Origin of the sequence: Streptomyces sp. NPDC014801 (assembly GCF_043082085.1) — a bacterium.
Lineage (GTDB): Bacteria > Actinomycetota > Actinomycetes > Streptomycetales > Streptomycetaceae > Streptomyces.
On sequence record NZ_JBIBXG010000001.1, the window covers coordinates 488287 to 499632 of the forward strand.

Sequence of the window (11346 nt, forward strand, 5' to 3'; positions counted from 1 at the left end):
ACTTGTCCGGGGGACGTGACACCATGCCGTCATGTCCACCGCGCTGACCGGTCTTTTCCCCCACCCGATCGTGCAGGCACCCATGGCGGGCGGCGTCTCCGTGCCGCCTCTCGCGGCCGCCGTCTGCGAGGCGGGCGGCCTCGGGTTCCTCGCCGCCGGATACAAGACCGCCGACGGGATGTACCAGGAGATCAAGCAGCTGCGGAGCCTGACGAGCCGCCCCTTCGGCGTCAACCTCTTCATGCCGCAGCCGGAGTACGCGGAGTCCGGCGCCGTCGAGGTCTACGCGCACCAGCTGGCCGGCGAGGCCACCTGGTACGACACCGAGCTCGGCGACCCCGACAGCGGGCGCGACGACGGCTATGACACCAAGCTCGCCGTGCTGCGCGACGACCCCGTGCCGGTGGTCTCCTTCCACTTCGGCGTGCCGAGCCGTGAGGTCGTCGACTCCCTGCACCGCGTCGGCACGTTCGTGCTCGTCACGGCCACGACCGCGGAGGAGGCGGTGGCCGTGGAGCGCTCCGGCGCCGACGCGGTGATCGCCCAGGGCGTGGAGGCCGGCGGTCACCAGGGCACGCACCGGGACGTGCCGGAGAACGACGGGTCCGGCGTCGGGCTGCTGTCGCTGGTCGCGCAGGTCCGCGAGAGCGTGTCGATCCCGGTGGTGGCCGCGGGCGGACTGATGCGGGGCAGCCAGATCGCCGCGGTGCTCGCGGCCGGGGCGAGCGCCGCCCAGCTGGGCACGGCGTTCCTCGCGACGGCCGAGTCCGGGGCGCACGAGCTGCACAAGGACGCGCTGACCAACCCGCTGTTCGTGCGCACCGAGCTGACCCGGGCCTTCTCCGGGCGGCCCGCGCGCGGCCTGGTGAACCGGTTCCTGCGCGAGCACGGCCCGTACGCGCCGGCCGCCTACCCGGAGATCCACCATCTGACCGCGCCGCTGCGCAAGGCCGCCGCGAAGGCGAGGGACGCGCAGGGAATGGCGCTGTGGGCGGGCCAGGGGCACCGCATGGCGCGGGCGCTGCCGGCCGGGCGGCTGGTGGAGGTGCTGGTCGCCGAACTGGACGCGGCACGGACAGCGTTGTCGCGCGGCGCCCACGGGGGTGAGGTGCGATGACCGCGCCCGTCTTCGTCGTCGAGAGCTTTCCGGCCGAGCGCGGCCCCTTCGTCCTGGACGGCCCCGAGGGACGGCACGCGGTGTCCGTCAAGCGGCTCCAGGCGGGCGAGGAGGTCGTGCTGACGGACGGCGCCGGCCGGTACGCGGTGTGTGCGGTGACCGCCGTGGAGGGCAAGGACCGGCTGGTCGTCGACCTGGCCGCGGTCGTGGAGGAGCCCGCGCCCGCGCCGCGGATCACCGTGGTGCAGGCGCTGCCGAAGGGCGACCGCGGTGAGCTGGCCGTGGAGACCATGACCGAGGTGGGCGTGGACGCGATCGTGCCGTGGCAGGCGGCCCGGTGCATCACGCAGTGGAAGGGCGAGCGCGGCCACAAGGCGCTCGGCAAGTGGCGCACCACCGCGCGCGAGGCCGGGAAGCAGTCCCGCCGGGTGCGCTTCCCCGAGGTCGCGGACGCGGCCACGACCAAGCAGGTCGCGGCGCTGCTGGCCGGCGCGGACTTCGCGGCCGTGCTGCACTCCGACTTCGACCGGGTCAGCGCGTCCCTCGCCACCGCGGACCTGCCCGCCGCGGGGGAGATCGTGCTGGTCGTCGGGCCCGAAGGCGGTATCGCCCGCGACGAGTTGGCGCTGTTCGAGGAGGCGGGTGCCACGGCGTACGTCCTCGGGCCTACGGTGTTGCGTACCTCGACCGCCGGCACCGCCGCCGCGGCCCTGCTGCTGGGCCGCACGGGCCGCTGGTCCTGACACCTGGGGGGACTGCGTGGAACTCGCCCAAGTCCGGTTGCTCGTCACCGACTTCGCCGCCTGCTACCGCTTCTACGCCGATGTGCTGGGCCTGAAGCCGCAGTCCGGCGCGGCGGACGGGCCGTACGAGAAGTTCAGCCCGGCCGCCGGTTCGGCCGGGATCGCGTTGCAGGACCGGGCGATGATGGCCGCGGTGCTGGAGGAGCTCGGGGAGGCGGCGACCGGCCACCGGTCGCTGGTGGTGCTGCGCGTCGACGACCTGGACGCGTACTGCGCGGAGATCACCGCGCGCGGCGCCGTCCTGCTGCACGGCCCGGCCCCGATGACCGACCGGATGCGGGTCGCCCACCTGAAGGACCCGGAGGGCAACGTGGTCGAACTGCAGGAGTGGCTGCTGCTGCGCGGATAGCCGCCCGCGCCGCATGGTGGCCGTATGTGCTCTACCGCTCACGGTGCGGTGATGGCACGCTGCCCTGCATGGGCGCTTCGACGCGTACGACGGTGGCGGCCGCGGCCGGCCTGGTGGTCGTGGCCGTCGGCGGAGTCGTGGGCTGCGACCCCGTCGGGGGGATCGGCTCGGCCGCCGTCGCCTACACCACCGACCAGACCGCGACCAAGGAGCTGCAGCGGCGGCACGTGGACGTGCGGTGGCTGACCTGCACCGGCGGCTACGGGAACCGGGGCGCCACCCCTTCGGCCACCGAGCAGACCGTCGTCACCGTCGACTGCCGGGGCCAGACGAACGACGGCCGGGACATCACCGTCACCGGCAGGGTGACCCGGGCCGTCGACGGGGCCTGTGTGCGGGGCGACCTGACCGCCCGGGTCGGCGGCAGGCAGGTGTTCCGGGTGAGCGGGCTGGGCGACTGCGACGCCACCCCCTCACCGGTGAGGCCTCCCGGGAACGGGCCCGGACCGGCGCGTCCGACCGTCACCGTGACCGTGACGCGGACCATCTGGTGCCAGGGCGATCCCACCTGCTGGCCCGTCCAGGGCAAGTGACGCGGTCCGCGCCGCCGCGGCCACTCGCTACGATGCCTCCGTACGCGATCAACCCGGTGTCAGGAGGCACGCATGGCAGGGGAGCCGCAGGACGACTGCTTGTTCTGCAAGATCGTCGCGGGGTCCGTCCCGGCGACGATCGTCCGCGAGACGGAGACGACCGTCGCCTTCCGTGACATCAACCCCCAGGCGCCCACGCACGTCCTGGTGATCCCCAAGGCGCACCACGTCAACGCCGCCGCCCTCGCCGCCGAGGCGCCCGAGCTGGCCGCGGACGTGCTGCGCGAGACGCAGGCCGTCGCCGACGACGAGAAGCTCGACAGCTACCGGATCGTCTTCAACACCGGCAGCGGCGCCGGCCAGACCGTGTGGCACGCGCACGCCCACGTCCTCGGCGGCCGCGGCCTGAACTGGCCCCCCGGATAAGCCCCGTGTCCGTCCGCGAACTGGTCGTCCTCGGCACCGCCAGCCAGGTCCCGACCCGGCACCGCAACCACAACGGCTATCTGCTGCGCTGGGACGGCGAGGGTCTCCTCTTCGACCCCGGCGAGGGCACCCAGCGGCAGATGCTGCGGGCCGGCGTCGCCGCCCACGACCTGAACCGGCTGTGCGTCACGCACTTCCACGGCGACCACTCGCTGGGGCTGGCCGGGGTGATCCAGCGGATCAACCTCGACCAGGTCCCGCACCAGGTCACCGCCCACTACCCGCGCTCCGGGCAGCGCTTCTTCGACCGGCTGCGGTACGCCACCGCCTACCGGGAGACCGTGCGGATCACCGAGGCGCCGGTGGCCGAGGACGGGGTGATCGCCTCCACCGCCGGCTACACGCTGCTGGCGCGCCGGCTGTCCCACCCCGTGGAGTCCTTCGGCTACCGGCTGGTCGAGCCCGACGGGCGCCGCATGCTGCCCGAACGGCTCGCCGCGCACGGCATCAAGGGGCCGGACGTGGGCCGCATCCAGCGCGACGGGGTGCTCGACGGGGTGCGACTGGAGGACGTCAGCGAGGTGCGGCGCGGGCAGCGGTTCGCCTTCGTCATGGACACCCGGCTGTGCGACGGGGTGCACGCCCTGGCCGAGGGGTGCGACCTGCTCGTCATCGAGTCGACCTTCCTCGACGAGGACGTCCGGCTCGCCGAGGAGCACGGCCATTTGACCGCCGGGCAGGCCGCGACGGTGGCCCGGGACGCGGGGGTACGGCACCTGGTGCTCACCCATTTCAGCCAGCGCTACGCCGAGCCGGAAGAGTTCGAGCGGCAGGCGCGGGCCGCCGGGTTCGAGGGGGAGCTGACCGTGGCCCACGATCTGCTGCGGGTTCCGGTTCCGAAGCGTCGGTGACAGCGGCGTACGATATTTCGATGCCTCTGCCGAAAGCCGAACTGCACCTTCACATCGAAGGCACCCTGGAGCCCGAGCTGGCCTTCGCGCTCGCCGAGCGCAACGGTGTCCAGCTGCCCTACGCCGACGAGGACGCCCTGCGCGAGGCGTACCGGTTCGAGGATCTGCAGTCCTTTCTCGACCTCTACTACGCCCTGATGACGGTGCTGCGCACCGAGCGGGACTTCGAGGACCTCGCCGACGCCTACCTCGCCCGCGCCGCCGCGCAGGGCGTGCGGCACGCGGAGATCTTCTTCGACCCGCAGGCCCACCTCGCCCGGGGCGTGGCCATGGGCACGGTCGTCGAGGGGCTGTGGCGTGCGCTCGGCACCAGCGAGGCCCGGCACGGCGTCTCCACCCGGCTGATCCTGTGCTTCCTGCGCGACGAGTCCGCCGAGTCCGCCCTGCAGACCCTGGACGCCGCCAAGCCCTACCTGGACCGGATCACCGGCATCGGGCTGGACTCGGCCGAGGTCGGGCACCCGCCGGCGAAGTTCCGCGAGGTGTACGAGGCCGCCGCCGCGCTCGGTCTGCGCCGCGTCGCGCACGCCGGCGAGGAGGGCCCGCCGGAGTACATCACCGAGGCCCTGGACGTCCTCGGCGTCGAGCGCGTCGACCACGGGCTGCGCTGCATGGAGGACGCCGCGCTGGTGGAGCGGCTGGTGCGGGAGCGGGTGCCGCTGACCCTGTGCCCGCTGTCCAACGTGCGGCTGCGCACCGTGGACGTCCTCGCCGAGCACCCGCTGCCCGCCATGCTCGACGCCGGGCTGCTGTGCACGGTCAACTCCGACGACCCCGCCTACTTCGGCGGCTACGCGGGCGACAACTTCGACGCCGTACGCCGTGAGCTGCACCTGGGCGAGGACCGGCTGCGGGAGCTGGCCCGCAACTCCTTCCTCGCGTCCTTCCTGGACGACGACGAGGAGCGGCGGGCCCGCTACCTCGCCGAGGTCGAGGCGTACGTCTTCCCGTCCTCCTCCGGGGCCTAGGCGCCGGACGGCACCTCAGGAGGCCGGGGTCGTCTCGCGGGCCAGTGGGGCAGGGCTGTCCACGGGGATCTCGACCACGGCCGTCTCCACCGCCGTCCCGGCCACCGGCAGCGGACGCCGGCCGGCCGCCCGCGCGACCGCCGTCATCGGGACGGCGACCACCAGCAGGCCGGCCGCCAGGACCGCGCCCATGACCGGGAAACCGGCCTGCGCGGCCAGCACGCTCCCGGTGAGCGGGCCCGCCGCCGTGCCGAGCGAGGAGGCGGAGCCGACCAGCACCGCCCAGCGGCCCTGCGGGTCCAGCGAGGCGGCCAGGCCGATCAGGTACGACAGCACGATCGGGTAGAGCGTGTTCCAGGCGATCTCGCCGGCCGCGAAGGACGTGAGCCCGGTCGCCGACGCGCTCAGGACGATGCACCCCGCGATCAGGGCGGTCCCGGCGCCGATGGGGGCCACGCGGCCGAACCGGGGGCCGAGCGCGCCCGCGCCCGTCACCCCGAGCAGGCCCGCGACCAGCGCCACGGCGAACACCGCGCCCACCGCCGACTCCGACAGACCGGCCTGGGTGAGGCCGATGCGGCCGCTCACCCCCCACAGCGCGTTCTGCGCCAGCGACCAGCACGGCATCGCGGCGGCCAGCAGCAGACCGGCCCGCAGGTGCGGGAGGCGGGTGGCCGGGGCGCGGCGGGTGTGCGGGGCGGCGGGCGCGCTCGCGGGCAGACGGGACGTCAGGGGCCAGACGGCGAGGGCGGTCAGCGCGATCGCCGCGAGCGGCTGGGCGTGGCCCGGGCCGAGGTGAGGGATCGTCAGGCACAGGGCGGCCGCCAGCGCGGAGACGCCGAGCAGGCCCAGGGTGGTCGTGCGGTGCGGATCGCGCTGCGCGGCGATCCCGGTGGCGGCGACGGCGGTGATCGTGCCGGAGCCGAACCCGCCGATCACCGCGCCCGCCACCACGGCCGGTACGAGGCCGGTGAGCGCCGCGCCGCCGTAGCCGAGGAGGGCGAGCGCGAGGCCGAGGCGGGCGAGGCGGCGGGCGCCGATGCGCTCGACCCGGGAGGCGAGCAGGAAGCCGGCGGTCGCCGAGCCGAGCAGCAGGGCGCTGCCGACGGCGCCGGCCTGAGTGGCCGTCAGCGGCAGGCCGGAGTCGAGGCGGCCGACGGTGGTCGGCAGCAGGTAGGGGGCGAGGTACCCGGCCGTGAAGAGGGCGACGAGGGGCCAGGGCGTGGTGCGGGCGGCGGACACGGGCGTTCCCAGGGCATGCGAAAGAGCGGCACGGAAAAGGGGGATGGGCGACGACCGTCGACGGACAGGAACGCGCGCAAGATTTGTATCAAGCGCGCGGGGCCGGAAGGCGGGGCGGACGGTGTGATCTGCGGCACGTTCGGTTTCGGGGTGAATGAGGCGGGGTAGCGGCGAGCGCTCGCGCACCTGGGGGAGCGGTAGTCGTCCAGGCGGGCCATTGACGCTGCCCGTTCGCATCCATAGCCTTTGTCTGCATACATGGACGCCCTCTACAAGAGGAGATGAGGTCGGTGGCCGAGGACCGGCGCACGGACGACGGGTCACGCAGCCGGACGACGGACGGGGCCGCCCGGTGAACCTCACCATCGCCGACGTCCGCCTCACCCCGATCCTGGTCGCCGACCCGCCCTTGCTGAACACCCAGGGCGTCCACCAGCCCTACACGCCCCGGCTGATCGTCGAGGTGGAGACCGCCGACGGGATCACCGGTGTCGGGGAGACCTACGGCGACACCAAGTACCTGGACCTGGCCCGGCCCTTCGCGCAGCGGCTGCTCGGCCGCCCGGTCAGCGACCTGAACGGGCTGTTCAGGGTGGCGGACGAGATCGCCGTGGACGCCGCGACGGTCTCCGGCCGGGTCGACGTCGGCGGACTGCGCGGGGTGCAGACCGCCGACAAACTGCGGCTGTCCGTCGTCTCCGGCTTCGAGGTGGCCTGCCTGGACGCCCTCGGCAAGGCGCTCGGGCTGCCCGTGCACGCGCTGCTCGGCGGCAAGGTGCGCGACGCCGTCGAGTACAGCGCGTACCTGTTCTACAAGTGGGCGGCGCATCCGCAGGGCGTGCCCGCCGAGCCGGACGACTGGGGCGCGGCCCTGGACCCCGCCGGGATCGTCGCGCAGGCCCGCGCCTTCACCGAGCGCCACGGCTTCACCTCCTTCAAGCTCAAGGGCGGCGTCTTCCCGCCCGAGCAGGAGATCGCGGCGATCCGCGCGCTGGCCGAGGCCTTCCCCGGCCGGCCGCTGCGGCTCGACCCCAACGGCGCCTGGTCCGTGGAGACCTCGCTGAAGGTCGCCCAGGAACTCGGGGACGTCCTGGAGTACCTGGAGGACCCCGCCCTCGGCACGCCCGCCATGGCCGAGGTCGCCCGGGGGACCGGCGTGCCGCTGGCCACCAACATGTGCGTGACCACCTTCGCCGAGATCAAGGAGGCCTTCGCCCGCGACGCCGTGCAGGTCGTCCTCTCCGACCACCACTACTGGGGCGGACTGCGCAACACCCAGCAACTCGCCGCGATCTGCCGCACCTTCGGCGTCGGCGTCTCCATGCACTCCAACACCCACCTGGGCATCTCGCTCGCCGCCATGACCCAGGTGGCCGCCACCGTGCCGAACCTCCACCACGCCTGCGACTCCCACTACCCGTGGCAGGCGGAGGACGTCCTCACCGAGCGGCTGACCTTCGAGGACGGCCGGATCGCGGTGAGCGACGCCCCCGGGCTCGGCGTGGAACTCGACCGGGACCGGCTCGCGTTCCTGCACCGCCGGTGGCGCGACGACGACGGCCGGCTGCGCGAGCGCGACGACGCGGCCGCGATGCGGGCCGTCGACCCCGGATGGGTCACCCCGGCGATGCCCCGCTGGTGATCTTCCGGCGGCCGGGGGCGGCGCGTTGCCGGTGGGGTGGTGCAAACTGGCCAGAACCGCACCACGTCAGGGAGCGCACCGTGACCCCGTCCACCGGAGCCATGGGACCGATGGGATCCATGGGAGAGGACCGCGACCGCCGGTCCCAGGTCGACCCGCTCGCCGCCCGGCGCAGGGCCGGTGATCCGCCCTGGGACGTCTTCCTGACCGGCACCGTCTTCCTGGACATCATCTTCACCGGCCTCGACTCCGCGCCCGTGCGCGGCACCGAGTCCTGGGCGCGGGGCATGGGCTCCAGCCCCGGCGGCGTCGCCAACATGGCCACCGCGCTCGCCCGGCTCGGGCTGCGCACCTCCCTCGCGGCCGCCTTCGGCGACGACCACTACGGCGAGTACTGCTGGGACGCGCTGGAACGGGGCGAGGGCATCGACCTCTCGCCGTCGCGGACCGTTCCCGGCTGGCACTCCCCGGTCACCGTGTCCATGGCGTACGAGGGCGAGCGCACGATGGTCTCCCACGGCCACGAGCCTCCGCCGGAGGAGCCCGCGCCCGACCACCCGCCGCACGCCCGCGCCGCCGTCGCCTCCCTCACGCCCGGGCGGCGCGCCCCCTGGATCGCCACGGCCGCGAGCCGCGGCACCCGCATCTTCGCCGACGTCGGCTGGGACGACACCGGGGCGTGGGACCTGGCGGGCCTGGCGGACCTGGAGCACTGCGAGGCGTTCCTGCCCAACGCCGAGGAGGCGATGCGCTACACCGGCGCGGACTGCCCGCGGGCGGCGGCGCACGCGCTGACCCGGCATGTGCCGGTCGCGGTCGTCACGCTCGGCGCGGAGGGGGCGTACGCGGTGGACCGGCGCACCGGGGAGTCCGCGGAGGTGCCGGCGATCGCCGTGGAGGCGCTGGACCCGACCGGGGCGGGGGACGTCTTCGTCGCGGGGTTCGTCACCGGGACGCTGGCGGGGTGGCCGCTGGCCGACCGGCTCGCCTTCGCGGGGCTGACCGCGGCGCTGTCGGTGCAGGAGTTCGGCGGGTCGCTGTCGGCGCCGGGGTGGGCGGAGATCGGGGCGTGGTGGCGCAAGGTGCGGTCGGTGGACGGGCAGGATCCGGCGGCGTTGCGGCGGTACGCGTTCCTGGACGGGCTGGTGCCGGAGGAACGGGCGGCGTGCTGGCCGCTGCGGCGGGCGGTCCCCACGATCGGCTTCCGCCACGCGACGTGATCTTGTAACTGTGCCTCTGGGTGCGCTTGTGCCCAGGGTTGCGGTGACCGCCGTGGGGTGCGCTGCCCGGCGGTACGGGGTGCCGCTGCGCCCACCCGTGCCGCCCCAGCGGCACGACTGCCCGCAGCTACGTACGTAAGGGGCGCGGGGAACTGCGCGACCAGCCACCCACCCACCCGCACCCGGCGTGAAATCCGCACCCACCCCCACCGGCACCGCAGGTATGCGCACCCGGCGTGCAATCCGCACCCACCCCGCAGGCACCGCAGGTACCCGTACCCGCCCGTGCAGGCGCCGTTCGTGCGGCCGGCCCCGGAGGGAAAAGCCTTCGGTGTTGTCCGTGGGGCGTCGTACCCTTGGAATCGCGAGGCCGCTCCAAGCCATGCGGCCGTGACGAGGAGGAACCGCAGGCGCGCGGCGCCGGCCCATGACTCAGACACCCACTGCTCACACCCCCGCGCAGGGGCAGGCGAAGGCACAGTTCACCGTCCCCGCCCAGCACCCGATGGTGACCGTTCTGGGCTCCGGCGACTCCCTGCTGCGCGTGATCGAGAAGGCCTTCCCGGCGGCCGACATCCACGTCCGGGGCAATGAGATCAGCGCGGCCGGCGACCCCACGGACGTCGCCCTCATCTCGCGCGTCTTGGAAGAGATGTTGCTGGTGCTGCGCACCGGGCAGCCGATGACGGAGGACGCCGTGGAACGTTCGATCGCCATGCTCAAGGCGAGCGACGCCGGGACGAACGACGGGCCGGAGACCCCGGCCCAGGTGCTCACGCAGAACATCCTGTCCTCGCGGGGCCGCACCATCCGCCCCAAGACCCTCAACCAGAAGCGGTACGTCGACGCGATCGACAAGCACACGATCGTCTTCGGCATCGGCCCCGCCGGTACCGGCAAGACGTACCTCGCCATGGCCAAGGCCGTGCAGGCCCTGCAGTCCAAGCAGGTCAACCGGATCATCCTGACCCGGCCCGCGGTCGAGGCCGGCGAGCGGCTGGGCTTCCTGCCCGGCACGCTCTACGAGAAGATCGACCCCTACCTGCGCCCGCTCTACGACGCGCTGCACGACATGATCGACCCGGACTCGATCCCGCGGCTGATGGCCGCCGGCACGATCGAGGTCGCGCCGCTCGCGTACATGCGCGGCCGCACGCTGAACGACGCCTTCATCATCCTGGACGAGGCCCAGAACACGAGCCCCGAGCAGATGAAGATGTTCCTCACCCGCCTCGGCTTCGACTCGAAGATCGTGATCACGGGTGACGTGACGCAGGTCGACCTGCCGGGCGGGCAGAAGTCCGGCCTGCGCCAGGTCCAGGAGATCCTGGACGGCGTCGAGGACGTCCACTTCTCCCGGCTGTCGTCGCAGGACGTCGTCCGGCACAAGCTGGTCGGCCGTATCGTCGACGCGTACGAGCAGTACGACAGCAAGCACGGCACCGAGAACGGCGGGCCCAAGGCCGGCCGGGGCAAGTCCGGGCACAAGGGGAAGTAGACACTCACAGCACCATGTCGATCGACGTCAACAACGAGTCCGGAACCGAGGTCGACGAGCAGGCGATCCTCGACATCGCCCGCTACGCGCTCGCACGGATGCGCATCCACCCGCTCTCCGAGCTCTCGGTGATCGTCGTGGACGCCGACGCCATGGAGCAGCTCCATGTGCAGTGGATGGACCTGCCCGGGCCGACCGATGTCATGTCCTTCCCGATGGACGAGCTGCGGCCGCCGTCCAAGGACGACGACGAGCCCCCGCAGGGCCTGCTCGGCGACATCGTGCTGTGCCCGGAGGTCGCCGCCAAGCAGGGCGCGGAGGCGCCGACGAAGCACTCCATGGACGAGGAGCTGCAGCTGCTCACCGTCCACGGGGTGCTGCACCTGCTGGGCTACGACCACGAGGAGCCGGACGAGAAGGCCGAGATGTTCGGCCTGCAGGCGGCCATCGTGGACGGCTGGCGGGCCGAGCGGGGGCTGACCGGGCCGTCCCCGGCGCCGACCGTCTCGTAAGCCGG

The 11346-nt window shown here is 73.5% G+C and carries 12 protein-coding genes; 11 read left to right on the forward strand and 1 reads right to left on the reverse strand.

The features are described 5' to 3' along the window. Window positions 1-31 precede the first annotated feature (31 nt). The 7 genes from ACF1AL_RS02115 to ACF1AL_RS02145 all read left to right on the forward strand — a co-directional run bounded on the left by ACF1AL_RS02115 (window position 32) and on the right by ACF1AL_RS02145 (window position 5227). On the forward strand, window positions 32-1117 hold the full coding sequence (locus ACF1AL_RS02115; protein WP_391694886.1) for a nitronate monooxygenase: 1086 nt from the start codon (window positions 32-34) through the stop codon (window positions 1115-1117). Further along, window positions 1114-1860 carry a 16S rRNA (uracil(1498)-N(3))-methyltransferase gene (locus ACF1AL_RS02120; protein ID WP_384208920.1) on the forward strand — a complete coding sequence of 249 codons (747 nt, stop codon included), beginning with the start codon at window positions 1114-1116 and terminating at the stop codon, window positions 1858-1860. Before ACF1AL_RS02115 ends, ACF1AL_RS02120 begins: the two co-directional genes overlap by 4 nt. A 16-nt stretch (window positions 1861-1876) precedes the next feature. Next, a complete protein-coding gene (locus ACF1AL_RS02125; RefSeq protein ID WP_366834582.1) occupies window positions 1877-2269 on the forward strand; it encodes a VOC family protein in 393 nt (130 codons plus the stop codon). Between the two features lie 68 nt (window positions 2270-2337). Next, window positions 2338-2862, forward strand: coding sequence for a hypothetical protein (locus tag ACF1AL_RS02130; RefSeq protein WP_366834583.1), 525 nt, complete (start codon window positions 2338-2340; stop codon window positions 2860-2862). A 72-nt stretch (window positions 2863-2934) separates the two neighbouring features. Then, window positions 2935-3288: a histidine triad nucleotide-binding protein gene (locus ACF1AL_RS02135; protein ID WP_384208925.1), complete on the forward strand. Its 354-nt coding sequence runs from the start codon at window positions 2935-2937 to the stop codon at window positions 3286-3288. Window positions 3289-3293: 5 nt separating this feature from the next. After that, a complete protein-coding gene (locus tag ACF1AL_RS02140) occupies window positions 3294-4199 on the forward strand; it encodes a ribonuclease Z (protein WP_366834585.1) in 906 nt (301 codons plus the stop codon). Window positions 4200-4219: 20 nt separating this feature from the next. Then, complete coding sequence (locus tag ACF1AL_RS02145) at window positions 4220-5227, forward strand: adenosine deaminase (RefSeq protein ID WP_366834586.1); 1008 nt, start codon at window positions 4220-4222, stop codon at window positions 5225-5227. Window positions 5228-5242: 15 nt separating this feature from the next. On the opposite strand, the gene ACF1AL_RS02150 is transcribed toward ACF1AL_RS02145, so the two are convergent. After that, window positions 5243-6469 (reverse strand): MFS transporter, encoded by a 1227-nt coding sequence (locus ACF1AL_RS02150; RefSeq protein WP_391825342.1) that lies wholly within the window; start codon window positions 6467-6469, stop codon window positions 5243-5245. Between the two features lie 352 nt (window positions 6470-6821). Here ACF1AL_RS02150 and ACF1AL_RS02155 point away from each other — a divergent pair, with 352 nt between their 5' ends. The 4 genes from ACF1AL_RS02155 to ybeY all read left to right on the forward strand — a co-directional run bounded on the left by ACF1AL_RS02155 (window position 6822) and on the right by ybeY (window position 11341). Further along, complete coding sequence (locus tag ACF1AL_RS02155) at window positions 6822-8111, forward strand: glucarate dehydratase family protein (RefSeq protein ID WP_391694897.1); 1290 nt, start codon at window positions 6822-6824, stop codon at window positions 8109-8111. Between the two features lie 110 nt (window positions 8112-8221). Beyond that, entirely contained in the window at window positions 8222-9331 is a 1110-nt protein-coding gene (locus ACF1AL_RS02160) for a carbohydrate kinase family protein (protein ID WP_391825343.1), read from the forward strand. Window positions 9332-9758: 427 nt separating this feature from the next. Further along, window positions 9759-10829, forward strand: coding sequence for a PhoH family protein (locus ACF1AL_RS02165; RefSeq protein ID WP_391825344.1), 1071 nt, complete (start codon window positions 9759-9761; stop codon window positions 10827-10829). Between the two features lie 14 nt (window positions 10830-10843). After that, entirely contained in the window at window positions 10844-11341 is a 498-nt protein-coding gene (gene ybeY, locus ACF1AL_RS02170) for an rRNA maturation RNase YbeY (protein ID WP_366834591.1), read from the forward strand. Window positions 11342-11346 lie beyond the last annotated feature (5 nt).